Source organism: Klebsiella sp. CN_Kp106 (assembly GCF_040064575.1).
Taxonomy (GTDB): Bacteria; Pseudomonadota; Gammaproteobacteria; order Enterobacterales; family Enterobacteriaceae; genus Klebsiella; species Klebsiella michiganensis.
This window is the reverse complement of the sequence record NZ_JBEAIG010000001.1, coordinates 277,912-291,259: the sequence shown is the minus strand read 5'-3', so window position 1 is coordinate 291,259 and position 13,348 is coordinate 277,912. Positions and strand designations below refer to the sequence as shown.

13 protein-coding genes are annotated in these 13,348 nt (G+C 54.1%); 2 read left to right on the top strand and 11 right to left on the bottom strand.

Annotation, left to right across the window (positions count from 1 at the left end; all coding sequences use genetic code 11):
- Window positions 1-4: 4 nt before the first annotated feature.
- Genes ABLU96_RS01290 through ABLU96_RS01280 form a run of 3 tightly spaced genes read right to left on the bottom strand, consistent with a single transcriptional unit; the run spans window position 5 to window position 2,833 of the window.
- Window positions 5-325 (bottom strand): NIPSNAP family protein, encoded by a 321-nt coding sequence (locus ABLU96_RS01290; protein ID WP_004133454.1) that lies wholly within the window; start codon window positions 323-325, stop codon window positions 5-7.
- Between the two features lie 13 nt (window positions 326-338).
- Complete coding sequence (locus ABLU96_RS01285; protein ID WP_049083430.1) at window positions 339-2,015, bottom strand: FAD-dependent oxidoreductase; 1,677 nt, start codon at window positions 2,013-2,015, stop codon at window positions 339-341.
- Window positions 2,012-2,833, bottom strand: a complete 822-nt coding sequence (locus ABLU96_RS01280; RefSeq protein ID WP_032748247.1) for a hypothetical protein — start codon at window positions 2,831-2,833, stop codon at window positions 2,012-2,014. Before ABLU96_RS01280 ends, ABLU96_RS01285 begins: the two co-directional genes overlap by 4 nt.
- A 153-nt stretch (window positions 2,834-2,986) precedes the next feature.
- On the opposite strand from ABLU96_RS01280, the gene ABLU96_RS01275 reads away from it, so the two are divergent.
- Entirely contained in the window at window positions 2,987-3,745 is a 759-nt protein-coding gene (locus ABLU96_RS01275) for an IclR family transcriptional regulator C-terminal domain-containing protein (protein ID WP_032748248.1), read from the top strand.
- Window positions 3,746-3,847: 102 nt separating this feature from the next.
- Here ABLU96_RS01275 and ABLU96_RS01270 read toward each other — a convergent pair whose 3' ends face one another.
- The 8 genes from ABLU96_RS01270 to ABLU96_RS01235 all read right to left on the bottom strand — a co-directional run bounded on the left by ABLU96_RS01270 (window position 3,848) and on the right by ABLU96_RS01235 (window position 12,644).
- Window positions 3,848-4,159 carry a hypothetical protein gene (locus ABLU96_RS01270; protein ID WP_348862266.1) on the bottom strand — a complete coding sequence of 104 codons (312 nt, stop codon included), beginning with the start codon at window positions 4,157-4,159 and terminating at the stop codon, window positions 3,848-3,850.
- Between the two features lie 1,117 nt (window positions 4,160-5,276).
- On the bottom strand, window positions 5,277-6,164 hold the full coding sequence (cyoE, locus tag ABLU96_RS01265) for a heme o synthase (protein WP_004129778.1): 888 nt from the start codon (window positions 6,162-6,164) through the stop codon (window positions 5,277-5,279).
- An 11-nt stretch (window positions 6,165-6,175) separates the two neighbouring features.
- Window positions 6,176-6,505, bottom strand: coding sequence for a cytochrome o ubiquinol oxidase subunit IV (locus ABLU96_RS01260; protein ID WP_004099523.1), 330 nt, complete (start codon window positions 6,503-6,505; stop codon window positions 6,176-6,178).
- Entirely contained in the window at window positions 6,505-7,116 is a 612-nt protein-coding gene (locus ABLU96_RS01255; RefSeq protein ID WP_004099525.1) for a cytochrome o ubiquinol oxidase subunit III, read from the bottom strand. Before ABLU96_RS01255 ends, ABLU96_RS01260 begins: the two co-directional genes overlap by 1 nt.
- A complete protein-coding gene (gene cyoB, locus ABLU96_RS01250) occupies window positions 7,106-9,097 on the bottom strand; it encodes a cytochrome o ubiquinol oxidase subunit I (RefSeq protein ID WP_004848247.1) in 1,992 nt (663 codons plus the stop codon). Before cyoB ends, ABLU96_RS01255 begins: the two co-directional genes overlap by 11 nt.
- Before the next feature lie 19 nt (window positions 9,098-9,116).
- The gene (gene cyoA, locus ABLU96_RS01245) at window positions 9,117-10,064 is read right to left on the bottom strand and encodes a cytochrome o ubiquinol oxidase subunit II (protein WP_348862264.1); all 948 of its coding nucleotides are present in this window, start codon (window positions 10,062-10,064) and stop codon (window positions 9,117-9,119) included.
- A 480-nt stretch (window positions 10,065-10,544) separates the two neighbouring features.
- Window positions 10,545-12,020 (bottom strand): muropeptide MFS transporter AmpG, encoded by a 1,476-nt coding sequence (gene ampG / locus ABLU96_RS01240; RefSeq protein WP_348862262.1) that lies wholly within the window; start codon window positions 12,018-12,020, stop codon window positions 10,545-10,547.
- 45 nt (window positions 12,021-12,065) lie between these two features.
- The gene (locus ABLU96_RS01235) at window positions 12,066-12,644 is read right to left on the bottom strand and encodes a lipoprotein (protein ID WP_004848253.1); all 579 of its coding nucleotides are present in this window, start codon (window positions 12,642-12,644) and stop codon (window positions 12,066-12,068) included.
- A gap of 305 nt (window positions 12,645-12,949) precedes the next feature.
- On the opposite strand from ABLU96_RS01235, the gene bolA reads away from it, so the two are divergent.
- Window positions 12,950-13,267: a transcriptional regulator BolA gene (gene bolA, locus ABLU96_RS01230; RefSeq protein WP_004133447.1), complete on the top strand. Its 318-nt coding sequence runs from the start codon at window positions 12,950-12,952 to the stop codon at window positions 13,265-13,267.
- The last annotated feature ends 81 nt before the right edge of the window (window positions 13,268-13,348 follow it).

Here is a 13,348-nt window from a genome sequence, read left to right as displayed (position 1 = left end):
CTCCTTATTGCAGTGGTGAAAAATCAGTGGGGCGCAGAAGCACCGACTCCAGACGCTCGACGGCGGCCAGCTCGCGGTTTTTGCGCGAGAACGTCAGCCAGCGTTCGTCCTGCGCCATGCGCGCCCGACGCGCCAGGCGATCGTCCAGACTTTCATAGGCCCAGATATGCACCACCTGATTGACCACGCCAATTTCGGTAAAAAAGAAGCCGATGAGCTTACCGAGGTGCTCGGTTTGCACGGCGTAAGCATCGCTTTTGTACAGCGCCAGCCAGTCGGCCATTTTCAGCGGATTGATGGTGTAGGTGCGTTTTTCATAGATCATGATTTTCTCCTGTTTATAGTGCGTGTTGTTGCGCCATATGGCTGGCTGAGAGATAGCCGAAGGTGAGCGCCGGGCCGAGCGTAATACCTGGGCCGGGGTAGGTTCCGGCCATCATCGAATCCATATCATTACCCACGGCATAGAGGCCTTTAATCGGTTCACCGTGCTGGTTAATGACCTGAGCATCGGCGGTAGTGACCAGGCCGCGCGAGGTACCGAGATCGCCGGTATAGAGGGTGACGGCATAAAACGGCGCGCGGGTCAGCGGAGCGTTACAGGCGTTTGGCCGGTGGCCGGGGTCGCCCATCGCGCGGTTATAGCTGTTGCCGCCTTTGGTGAACGCCGGGTCGAGGCCCTGAGCGGCGTCGCGGTTGTAGCGAGCCACCGTGTCAGCGAGCGTCTGCGGATCCAGGCCGAGCCGCTGCGCCAGTTCAGGCAGCGTATCGGCCTTATGCAGATAGCCCGCTTTCACCAGCGCGTCATTATTGACCGGGGCAGGGCGCGCCAGGCCGAGGCCGTAGCGCTTCATGGCCAGGGCGTCGCAAATCAGAAAGCAGGGCGCATTTTCTGCCCGGCTTTGCATGGCGCTGGCGAAGTGGTGATAAGAGTTAGATTCGTTCACGAAGCGCACCGCGCGCTGGTTGACGGCAATCACTCCAGGTTTGGCGCGATCGGTGACCAGATGAGGGAAGCGCTCTTGCGTGCCGTCGGGATGCTGTAAAACCGAGACCGGCGCCCAGAAAAAGTTAGACGGCAGGTCAGCCCCTTCCCGGGCATTGACCGCGGCGGCAAGGCGCAGCGCGGCGCCGTCGTTGGCGGCGGGGGACATGGTGTAGTGCTCGCGGGTCTGGGGGCGATAGCGTTCAGCCAGCCTGCCTGCGGCAAAACCACCCGCCGCCAGTACCACCCCGCAGCGGGCTTCAAGGGCCTGCTTTTGTCCCTCGTGCTCAATTTCTACGCCGGTCACCTCGCCATTGCGTTCGCTCAGCGAAAGCACGTTGACGTTGAGCCTGAGCTGCATACCTTTGCGAAAGGCGAGCGTCGCCATGCGGGCGATCAGCGCGTTGCCCATCGCCAGGCGGGTACCGCGAGGGTACCGCAGGCGATCGCGACCGAAGCGCAGCAACAGTCTGCCGCAGTGCGCGAACGAGCGCGGGGAGCGGCGCATATCGAGAAAGTGCTGGATATCAACCCGGTTAACCATCATCCCGCCAAACAGCAGCATTCCCGGTGGGGGAGAGCGGAGGTCGCGAAAATGCGCACCCAGTTCCCGTCCGTCAAACTCCACCACCTCGAGCGCCCGCCCGACATCGACGGCGCCGGGCTCATCCGGGTAATAATCCGGAGAGAGCGGGCGCAGGCTATATTTCACCGCGCCCTCTTTTTCAAGAAACGCCAGCGCCTCGCGCCCTGAAGCGATAAAGGCATCCACCAGATCCTGACGATAATGAGGCTCACCGATAATCGTCCGCAGATAGGTTTCGATGGCCTGCGGGCTGCCGCCCACGGCCATTTTCCGCGCCTGATCGCTATCGTGGATCCACACCGCGCCGCCGGAAATGGCGGAGGTGCCGCCAAACTGCGGGGCTTTTTCCAGCATCAGCACCGACAGTCCCTTACAGCTGGCGGTCACCGCCGCGGCAAAACCTGCGGCGCCGCTGCCGATAACGATGACATCCCAGCTTTTCATGCCGCCGCTCCTTGTTCCTGCGCGATGGCGCCGATGAATTGCCCCATCAGTTTCATCTGCGCCAGCGCCATCTCCGGCCCGGTCTGGATCGCGCAGCCGCGATCCCGGGCGAAGGCGAGGAGCGGGGTGATGATCGGGGCGGTCACCACGTCGGCGACATGCGTGGATAGCGGAAGGGTTTCCAGCAGCGTCTGCGGCAGCGGCAACGGCTCGAAACCGGCCATTCCCGCCGGGGAACCATTCACCAGCAAATCCAGGCCGGCAAGCGTAGCGGGCAGGTCGACGAGATGAACGTGCGGAAAATGGGTGGCCAGCCGGTTATGCAGCAGCTGAAGGGTGGCGGGATTCTGATCATAAAGGGCCAGCTGGCGGATACCCGCTTCGCAAAGCCCCCACGCGATAGCGCTGCCCACACCGCCGCAGCCGGAGAGCAGCCCCTTTTTACCGGCGGCGCTAAAGCCGTGCGCCTCTGCGGCAAGCTGAAAACCGACGCCGTCGAGCATATCGCCCTGTAAACGGCCATCGGCCAGCTTACGGATGACGTTAATGGCATTGAGGTGCTGAGCTCGCGGGGTTAACTCGTCGACCAGGGCGGCGGCCCGCTGTTTGTGCGGAACGGTGACCAGGACGCCGCTCATGTTGTGCCAGCCGCGCAGGGCCTGCAGAAAGTCAGCAACGGCTTCGGGGGCGATATCAACCGGGATCATCACGCTGTCCAACTGCTGGTCAGCAAAGAAGCGGTTGAAATTCTCCGGCGACTTAACCTGGGTAATCGGGTGGCCGATGACGGCGACGACCTGAGTGAATCCACTGACCATTTCAAACCTCATTTTGTTAAATGAATGTTGTGAAAGTATTTCAGCGGAAGCTGAGAGCGACAACGCAGAATTCGGCCATACTGGTTGTTAATCGCACTACCACTGCGATAATCGCGCTAAACTGATTGTATTGTTGCGAAAGTGTGAACAAGTATGCAAAACCAGATTCATACCCGCGATCTGATCGTCGGCCTGCAAAAAGGGCTGGCGCTGATCCAGCTATTTTCAAAAGAGTTCCCCCGGCTCACCGTGCCGCAGGCGGCGAAAATGAGCGGCCTGACGCAAAGCGCCGCGCGGCGCTTTTTCCTTACCCTGCTGCACGAGCGCTATCTGCAAACCGACGGACGTCATTACTGGCTAACGCCTAAAGCGTTAAGGCTGGGGCAGGCGTATGTCGATTCGGCGCAGTTCCCACGCATGGTACGACCGATCGTGGAGTACATCGCCAGTCGGACGGAAGAGCACGCTTCGGTCGGCGTGATAGATGATGACGAGCTGGTGTATATCGCCCGCAGTAAACACACGCCGTTTAACTCGACTTCAGTGCGTCTGGGGGAGAGAGTGCCGATTTACTGTACCGCCGGAGGGCGACTATGGCTGGCTTCCTTAGCGGAAACCGAGTGTGAAACCGTTTTGCAGCGGATCCGCCGCGAGCAGCGTACGCCCTATACGGTGACGGACGTGGCGGCGTTAATGGAAAAGATCGCTCAGGTTCGTCGCCAGGGATACGCCGCGATTGAGCAGGAGTTTGAAATTGGCATGCTGGTCCTGGCCGTGCCGCTGTCAGATCGGGAAGGGCTTTACTGGGGAGCGCTGAGTTTAACCAGCCATCAGTCAAGAACCTCGATTGAGGCACTATGCCGCGATCATCTGGATTTGCTCTATAGCGCTCAGGCGATGCTGGTGGGTTAAAACCAAAGGCGCAGACGATTCACTCATCCTCGTGCCGAGAGAGCTTACGGTAGGCAAAAAAAAGGGCAGGAAGAATCCTGCCCTGAGAATGACGAACCGATATTAGGCGGTGATGCTGTTAGTGAAAGTGTTCCACTCGCCCGACAGGTCGTGCACAGAATTGCTCCAGTTTTCGTTGCTTGAGGCAACGAAATCCTGCCACGTAGATGTGCCGCTCAGGTAATCACCGAACGCAATGGTATCGTTAACGATGGCATTGGCGATGGTAGCACCTGCGGAGGTAATAAAATCGCTCAGATGGCTTGCTGTATTATTAATAATGCTGGAAATGCTGGAAATGCTGTTAGCAATGCTGCCGAACACATTAAAACCACCAGAAATAGATTCCATTTCGCCAATAGTTAATTCTTTCATTGGTATTCCTTGTTAAGTTTGATTAATTTTTATTAGTGGGTCTCTTACCCACGGAAGAAATACTAACACTCTTAAATTATGTTAATCCAGAGTATTAATATGTGAAATATTCAATTTCATACAAATTTAATAAAATGAAGTTTTCTTCAGAGATAACGGCGTAAGCCATGAGTATGAATTTTTTATTCGGCACATCTGGCTTTAATGTGAAATTGCATGAGGGCCTTATAAAGAAAAACGCGCTGAAAGTGGTTGCAGGCGGAAATAAGACGGACAGCTTTTTTTTCATTGAAAACTTTACTATTGTTCAATAGAGATGCTATATGAACCGGAGAGAAAAATATTCATGGCAAAAGACCGCCTGTTCGTGCGGAGGAGGGGAGGGCATGAGAACATCACCCTGGCACCATACCTCACGTTAATATGTTAATTTTCGATTTCACATTCGCCCACCGGGAATGAAGGAAGCGCAGCCCGCTGAATGAACGAGAGCCTGTCTATGGTTTGCTAACCCGAATGACGTCAGCGTTCGACGAAACAAAAATTTCGCGATATATCTCTTATACTATTTTGCGCACAATAAATTTATTTACCGTATATATGCAGCTAAACCACTCGGCGCCGTACGGGGTAGCGCGGCGGCGGGATTCATATCTCAAAGATACCATTGCCGACCGCAGTGGGAAAACCGTGCTTAGCGATGATTCGTTAAACAACGGAATCATTAGCCGGTATATAGTGCTCATTTTATTGACAGTACCAGCGTTAAAACCAATTTTAATTCATCTAAATAAACGATGGCTGCAGGATAATGAATTGCTGCTGATGAATCTGATGCGGCTATTTGTCGAAACGAATTGGCAGTACTGCGTGACTATTATCGCATCAGTATGGCTAAACGCGTTCCGGCAGTAAGCGGAGAAAGGCATGTACGGGGGGCGTCTTTGATCGAGGACGCTGAAGCGGAATTTAGCCAGGGGCAGAGAAAGCGTTGAGAGGGTTGAGGGCACAATCTCAGAATAATAGGGTGGGGAGAATGATTTACAACCATCGGCGATGCGAGATTAACAGGGGGAAATAAGTAATGGCGTATCGTGCGATACGCCATTGAGAGACACTATCTGACCATGGTCAGCAGGTTGTGTGAATCCGGCACCATAAAGTCGACGGACATCATCACCGACAGCGCGGTAATGGCTACGATGGAAAAGACGAACAGCTTACGCGCCCAGACTTTATCATCCGCCACTTTATAACCGCGCAGCGCCATTCCGAGCCACCAGACGCTCACCGCCGCAGCGACAACCAGATATTTATATCCAGCGTAGCCGCCCAGGGAGAGCATCAGCGTGGCAACGGCGAAAGCGATGATGTAAACGGTGATATGGTTTTTCGCTACCGAAATGCCTTTCACTACCGGCAGTACCGGAATGTTCGCTGCCTGATAATCCTTGAAGCGGAAAATCGCGATAGCGTAAGAGTGAGGCATCTGCCACAGGCTGAAAATCGCCAGCAGAATCGCGGCACCGCTGTCAAAATCACCGGTAACCGCGCAGTAGCCAATCACCGGCGGCGCAGCGCCGGAGAGAGAACCAATCAGCGTGCCGTAGACGGAGTGGCGCTTCATGTACAGGCTGTAAACGCCGACATAAACCACGAACCCCATCACCCCCAGCCAGCAGGCCAGGGGATTCGCGCCAAACCACAGGAGCATGAAGCCAGCAATACCCAGCAGGGTGGCGTATACCAGCGAAGCTTCTGGCGAGATCAGCCCTTTGACCAGCACCCGGTTTTTCGTCCGTTCCATCTTACGATCGATATCACGGTCGATATAGTTGTTGAAAACACAACCCGAGGCGACCACCAGGGATACTCCGAGGAGCGTCCAGATAAAAAGCGGATAGTCGATGTGGCCCTTGGAGGCCAGCAGGAAACCGCCAATCACGGAGATCAGGTTGCCAAAAATAATGCCTGGTTTCGTTACTTGCAGGTATTGCTTAAACATACTCGCCGCTCTTAGTGCATCATCATGTTGTAGTTCAGGTTCCACATAATCCAGATGGAGCCGACAACTACGATAGCAATGATGATTACGGTGAAGATAAATGCGGTCAGGTTCCAACCTTCGTCCGATTTACTGTTCATGTGCAGGAAGTACACGAGGTGTACCACAATCTGCACAACCGCAGTGACCAGGATGGTTCCCAGAATAGCCGCATGCGATGCAGATCCACTCATCACCATTGCAAACGGGATAACCGTCAGAATGATCGACAGGATGAAACCTGTCATGTAGCTCTTCACGCTGCCGTGAGAAGCGCCGCTATGATCGGTAGAATGACTCATTACATCGCCCCCATCAGATAAACAACAGAGAACACGCAGATCCACACGACGTCCAGGAAGTGCCAGAACAGGCTCAGGCACATGATACGGGTGCGGTTCGTGCTGGTCAGGCCGCGACGAGAAACCTGAACCATCAGCACCGCCATCCAGATCAGACCAGAGGTCACGTGCAGACCGTGGGTGCCGACCAGCGCGAAGAACGCTGACAGGAAGCCGCTGCGATCCGGGCCCATACCTTCAACAATCAGGTGATGGAATTCATAGAGTTCCATCGCGATGAAGCCTGCCCCGAAGAGGAAGGTCAGCGCCAGCCAGGAAACCACCTGGCTCTTGTTGTTTTTGTACATGGCGATAGCCGCCATGCCGTAGGTGATGGAGCTGAACAGCAGCAGCGCGGTTTCAACCAGAACGAACGGCAGTTCAAAAATATCTTTACCGGTCGGACCGCCCGCCGTGCCGTTCACCAGAACGGCATAGGTAGCGAACAGAGTGGCGAAGATAATGCAGTCGCTCATCAGGTAGATCCAGAAACCGAATACCTTCATCGGTCCTGTATCATGGTGCCCGTGTTCGTGCGCGTGGGCGTTATGCGCAAGAGTATCAGTTGCCATTTTTCAGCCCTGCTTTGTTAATCTCATCGAAATGCTGATTTTCCAGTTTTTCGACTACTGCAACCGGCACGTAGTAATCCACGTCCTCGTCAAAGCTCTTAATAATCCAGGTCACCAGGATACCGACGAAGCTTGCAATCGCCATCCACCAGATATGCCAGATCATTGCGAAACCAAACACCGTTGCGAAAGCAGCAATCACGATGCCCGCGCCGCTGTTTTTCGGCATATGAATCTCTTCATAGCCAGCCGGTTTCTTATACGCGTCGCCTTTTTCTTTCATTTCCCAGAACGCGTCACGCTCGTGAACGACAGGAACGATAGCAAAGTTGTAGAACGGCGGAGGAGAAGAGGTTGCCCACTCCAGCGTACGGCCGCCCCACGGGTCGCCGGTCAGGTCACGGTTCTGCTCGCGATCGCGGATAGACACGTAGAACTGAATCAGCTGGCAGAGAATACCGCAAGCGATCAGCGCCGCACCGCAGGCTGCAACAACCAGCATCGGGTGGAACTGCGGGTCAATCTGCTGGCTCAGGCGACGGGTCATACCCATGAAGCCCAGTACGTACAGCGGCATAAACGCGACGAAGAAGCCGATGATCCAGAACCAGAAAGCGCGTTTGCCCCAGGTTTCGTTCAGGGTGAAGCCAAAGGCTTTAGGCCACCAGTAGGTCAGACCTGCGAAGCAACCGAACACCACGCCGCCGATGATGACGTTATGGAAGTGCGCGATCAGGAACAGGCTGTTGTGCAGCACGAAGTCTGCGCCCGGTACCGCCAGCAGTACGCCGGTCATACCCCCTACGGAGAAGGTCACGATAAAGCCAATCGTCCACAGCATTGCTGAGTTGAAGACGATACGGCCCTGGTACATGGTAAACAGCCAGTTGAAGATCTTAACCCCGGTCGGGATAGCGATAATCATGGTCGTAATACCGAAGAAGGCGTTTACGTTCGCGCCCGCACCCATAGTAAAGAAGTGGTGCAGCCAAACGATGAACGACAGAACGGTAATACACACTGTTGCCCATACCAGCGAGGTGTAGCCAAACAGACGCTTACGCGAGAAGGTTGCGGCGATTTCGGAGAAGACACCGAATACCGGCAGAACCAGAATGTACACTTCCGGGTGACCCCAGGCCCAAATCAGGTTGATGTACATCATCATGTTGCCACCCATATCGTTGGTAAAGAAATGGGTGCCCAGGTAGCGGTCCAGGGTCAGCAGCGCGACGGTGACGGTCAGAATTGGGAAGGAGGCGATAATCAGGATGTTGGCGCACAGAGATGCCCAGCTAAACACCGGCATCTTGAACATGGTCATGCCAGGGGCACGCATCTTGATAATCGTTACGAAGAAGTTAATACCGGTGAGCGTTGTACCAATACCGGATAGCTGGAGAGCCCAGATCCAGTAATCGACCCCGACGCCCGGACTGTACTCAATTCCCGAGAGCGGCGGATAGGCCAGCCAACCGGTCTGCGCGAATTCACCGACGCCCAGAGAGAGGTTAACCAGAATCACGCCCACAACGGTGAACCAGAAGCTCAGGTTGTTAAGGAATGGGAAGGCAACGTCGCGCGCGCCGATCTGCAGCGGAACCACCAGGTTCATCAGACCGATAACAAACGGCATCGCTACGAAGAAGATCATGATAACGCCGTGGGCGGTAAAGATCTGATCGTAGTGGTGAGGCGGCAGGAAGCCTGCTTCCCCGGCCGAGGCCAGCACCTGCTGGCTACGCATCATAACGGCGTCAGCGAAGCCACGCAGCAACATGACGATTGCTACGATAACGTACATGATACCGAGACGTTTGTGGTCAACCGAAGTCAGCCACTCATTCCAAAGGTAGGACCACTTACCGAAGTAAGTGATGGCCGCCAGAAGCGCCAGTCCCCCAATGATAATTGCAGCCACCGTAACCACAATAATGGGTTCATGGTAGGGCACTGCATCCAGTGTAAGTTTTCCGAACATCGTTTTCTTCCTCGGCCCCTTAGTGAGCGGTTTCCGCGTGGCTCATGTCCATGCCTTCCATTCCTTCGTGCGCTGCGTGCTCGCCCTCAGGTTGGGTCATATCCATGCTCTTACCGTGAGACATAAATTTGTTAACAACATCTTTAAACAAATCTGGTTTCACGTTAGAGAAGTATTCCACTTTGTTGTATTCGCTAGGCGCAGCCAGTTTGTCGAACGTTTCCATGGAGTCCATGGCGTTCGCAGACTCTTTGGCTTTCGCTACCCACTGATCGAAGGTTGCACGATCCGGCGTGGCGATAGCTTTGAACTTCATTCCTGAGAAGCCCGGGCCGCTATAGCTGGCGGAGATACCGTCGTAAGTACCAGCTTCGTTCGCGATGAGGTGCAGCTGAGTCTGCATCCCGGCCATTGCGTAAATCTGGCTACCTAAACGTGGGATAAAGAACGAGTTCATCACGGAGTTGGAGGTCACTTTGAAGTGTACCGGTACGTTCGCCGGGAAGGCGATTTCGTTGACGGTAGCAATGCCTTGTTCCGGATAGATGAAGAACCATTTCCAGTCCATCGAAACGACTTCGATAGTGATAGGTTTTTCATCGTGAGCAAGCGGTTTGCTCGGCTCTAATGCGTGAGTGGTTTTCCAGGTCAGAACGGCCAGGAACAGGATGATCAGGATAGGAACCGTCCAGACCACAGCTTCCACTTTGTTGGAGTGTGACCAGTTCGGGCTATACTTCGCATCTTTATTGCTCGCACGATACTTCCAGGCAAATCCTACTGCCATCAAGACGGCTGGAATAACGACGATCATCATCAGGCCGAAGGCCGTCAGAATCAGAGAGCGTTGCTCCAGTCCAATCTGTCCTTTTGGGTCGAGGAGTGCAGAATCACAACCACTGAGTAATACAGTGCCTGCGATTAATGACATCCATCCCAAACTTTTATTGTATTTCCTAAGTCTCATTGAACGACCTCAATTCCACGGAATCTGGTGGCGCTTAAAGTGTACGGGCATTTTACGGGAAGGTTGCATTACTGTAAACATAGTTGGAGCTGTGTCTGCTCTATGTTAGCGGCTTCTGCTTGCCCTGTCACATATGTTACGGAGTGTGACATTATCGCTTGCAAACCTTGATTTAGGCGGGATTGATAACGAAAGGGATAAGAACGAAAGGCTTTATAAGAGAATGAGCATAACTACCCGCAAAACAACACAAATAATTAACAATTAATTATCAAATAAAAGACATCGTAAAAGCGGAAAATAAAACCTGCAAAGCTGAATCGGTTAAATTATTTAAAGATTCGCATGAAAATTGTCAATAATTTCCAGAAATCTAAAACGCACAAAACAACAAATCGGCTACGATGAATATAAAATCGTTAATAAGACGTTATAATTACGTTTAGTAATTACAACGTCCACGTACGTTTCTGCGCTGATTTAAATCAGCTCGGTTTTACGTAATGCCAGATAGTCAAGGAAGGCGCCGAGTAAAATACCCGCGACGGCGGTGAGTACGGCGATCTCAAGCAGGCCGGCAAGGAAGGAGAAGTTGGTGTAATCCAGCGCGTTGAGCGCCAGCAGCAGCAGCCAAATCGCCAGCATCAGGCAGCCAGCAGCCAGAATAATTAATGCCAGCCCGTAGGTCTGCGGAAAGCGCGTGCGCGGCATAAAGCTTTCTGAGCGCTGAGTGTGTTCCAGCGTACGCCGGCAAATTAACAGCAGCAAAATCCCCGGCACCGCGGCGACGACGGAAAAGAGATAGAAGGTAGGCCAGCCGTGGGCTTCAACAAACCAGCCGGCGATAGGCCCAACGTACACGCGCCCAACGGCAGAGAGCGCTGAGAGCAGGGCAAACTGGGTGGCTGAAAACGATTTATTGCACAGCGTCATCAGCAGCGCGACGAACGCCGCGGTGCCCATCCCGCCGCACAGATTTTCGAAAAACACCGCCGTCGCCATGGAGAAAAGGTGTTTATCGGTAATTGAGAGCAGCCAGTATCCGGCGTTGGATACCCCCTGCAACAGGCCGAAAATCAGCAGCGCGCGGAACAACGTCAGGCGCTGCATGAGCACGCCGCCGTAAAGCGCGCCGATAATCGTGGCGAACAGGCCGAGCGTTTTATTCACCATTCCCACTTCACCCGCATCGAAACCGACGCCGCGAATCAGGAACGTGGTGGTCAGGCTCATGGCAAACGCGTCGCCAAGCTTATAAAGGACGATCAGCAGCAGAATAAGCCAGGCATTATTGCGGCCGAAGAAGTCGCGTAGCGGTGCGGCGACGGCCTGCTCCAGCGTCTTCGGCACCGGAATAACGTCGCTGGGTTCCGGCGCCAGCAGCGTGGCGATAATGCAGGGGATCAGCAGCGCGGCCATCAGGCAGTACATCCCCTGCCAACCCAGCCAGCGATCGGCCAGCCAGAGCGCCAGCCCGCCGGAGACCAGCATCCCCAGACGATAGCCCAGCACGCTGATTGCCGCTCCGGTGCCTCGCTCTTCCGCGGCCAGCACGTCAGTTTTCCACGCGTCAAATACGATATCCTGAGAGGCGGAACAAAAGGCGATGACCACCGCCAGCGCTGCCATCCAGCGCAGCTGCGTGGACGGTTCAAGGAAACCCATCGCCGCAATGGCGATAAGGAGCAGAAACTGGGTCGCCAGCAGCCAGCCGCGACGACGGCCGAGAAACGGCGGCGTATAGCGGTCCATCACCGGCGACCAGAGGAACTTAAAGACGTAGGCCTGGCCGACGAGCGAGAAAAAACCGATAGTTTTCAGATCGATGTTTTCAACGGTCATCCACGCCTGCAGCGTGCCGGAGGTGAGGGCGAGCGGTAATCCCGAGGCAAAACCGAGGATCAGCAGGATAGCTGATTTTGGCTGCGTGAAAATGCGTAAGTAATGATTAGACATGGCATGTCGTGCAGACCCGGCGCGAGGCCGGGTCTGCGACTTAAATTAACGCGCGTTTTGCTTGATGAAATCGTGAATGCTGGTGTCCTGCGCCATATCACTAATGGTATCGGTCATGACGCTATTAACCGCATCGGCGATATTTTTATTCGAGGCCTGGAAGGCGCCTTCAACAGAGTAGCTGGCACGATAGTTTTTCGTCATCTTATTGCCGTTGGCGGCAGTGGCAACGATCGCAATATCGGCTTTAGTCGCAATGTTGTAACGCACGTTGCCCTGAGAAACGTCGGCGTACAGTTTATTCACGATGATTTGCAGATCCACGGCGCCGTTCGGGCCAATCATATAGCCACGCGAGGTCATCTGTTTCTCGAGCACTTCCTGCAACAGGAAGCGCAGGTCGCGGGAGGCGGTGAGCGTAACCTGTTGGTTATCGCGGGTGACTTTCGCCAGCGCCTGATCCGGACGCTGATCGGCGCCGTTAATGCTGACGGTCACGCCCATCAGGCTGGGATCCTGCTGTGGCAGGGTGATTTTCGGTGAAACATCAATGGTGGTCGGCGGAGTGGCGCATCCGGCCAGCATAAACAGCGCGACCAAAGGAAAAAGAATTTTCTTAAACATGTTCAGGGTCTCAACGCATGGTGGAGTGGTAATGAGGAAAATTCCCGCCATCATAACATCGCCAACGGCAAGGGGAAGTGGCAACGCATGTAAATTCATCGCCTTGTGCGTTTTCTGTCCTGACTGCATCTCTTATCGCAACGCAGGCAGGGCTTTCAGGACACCGAACCACTAAAGCCGATACTTTTGCATGAAAATATCAGAGGAATGCTAATTTTTTGTTGTTTTCGCCCAATGGAAGCGGTAAAAGCGGCTAACATTTAAAGGGAATGGCGGCAATACAGCGTTGTCGGAGGAGAAAATTCATGATGATACGTGAACAGATCGAAGCAAAACTTAGGGCAGCGTTCGACCCGGTGTATCTTGAAGTCGTGGATGAAAGCTATCGCCACAACGTTCCTGCGGGCTCTGAAAGTCATTTTAAAGTGGTGTTGGTGAGCGATCGCTTCCTTGGCGAGCGTTTTCTTAATCGTCACCGTATGATTTACGGAACGTTGACTGAGGAACTATCAAGCACCGTGCACGCTCTGGCGTTGCATACCTATACAATCAAAGAGTGGGAAGGGCTACAGGATACCGTCTTTGCTTCTCCTCCTTGTCGCGGGGCTGGAAGTATCGCGTAGAAATCGCATTTGCAACCGCTGGAGCTTTTCCAGTATGTTGCGTGAAGATTTATGAGAAAACGGCCTGCGGGCCGTTTTGTT

Coding starts and splice junctions, on each gene's coding strand:
- ABLU96_RS01290 (WP_004133454.1), bottom strand. CDS start 325: ATGATCTATGAAAAACGCACCTACACCATCAATCCGCTGAAAATGGCC.
- ABLU96_RS01285 (WP_049083430.1), bottom strand. CDS start 2,015: ATGAAAAGCTGGGATGTCATCGTTATCGGCAGCGGCGCCGCAGGTTTT.
- ABLU96_RS01280 (WP_032748247.1), bottom strand. CDS start 2,833: ATGGTCAGTGGATTCACTCAGGTCGTCGCCGTCATCGGCCACCCGATT.
- ABLU96_RS01275 (WP_032748248.1), top strand. CDS start 2,987: ATGCAAAACCAGATTCATACCCGCGATCTGATCGTCGGCCTGCAAAAA.
- ABLU96_RS01270 (WP_348862266.1), bottom strand. CDS start 4,159: ATGAAAGAATTAACTATTGGCGAAATGGAATCTATTTCTGGTGGTTTT.
- cyoE (WP_004129778.1), bottom strand. CDS start 6,164: ATGTTTAAGCAATACCTGCAAGTAACGAAACCAGGCATTATTTTTGGC.
- ABLU96_RS01260 (WP_004099523.1), bottom strand. CDS start 6,505: ATGAGTCATTCTACCGATCATAGCGGCGCTTCTCACGGCAGCGTGAAG.
- ABLU96_RS01255 (WP_004099525.1), bottom strand. CDS start 7,116: ATGGCAACTGATACTCTTGCGCATAACGCCCACGCGCACGAACACGGG.
- cyoB (WP_004848247.1), bottom strand. CDS start 9,097: ATGTTCGGAAAACTTACACTGGATGCAGTGCCCTACCATGAACCCATT.
- cyoA (WP_348862264.1), bottom strand. CDS start 10,064: ATGAGACTTAGGAAATACAATAAAAGTTTGGGATGGATGTCATTAATC.
- ampG (WP_348862262.1), bottom strand. CDS start 12,020: ATGTCTAATCATTACTTACGCATTTTCACGCAGCCAAAATCAGCTATC.
- ABLU96_RS01235 (WP_004848253.1), bottom strand. CDS start 12,644: ATGTTTAAGAAAATTCTTTTTCCTTTGGTCGCGCTGTTTATGCTGGCC.
- bolA (WP_004133447.1), top strand. CDS start 12,950: ATGATGATACGTGAACAGATCGAAGCAAAACTTAGGGCAGCGTTCGAC.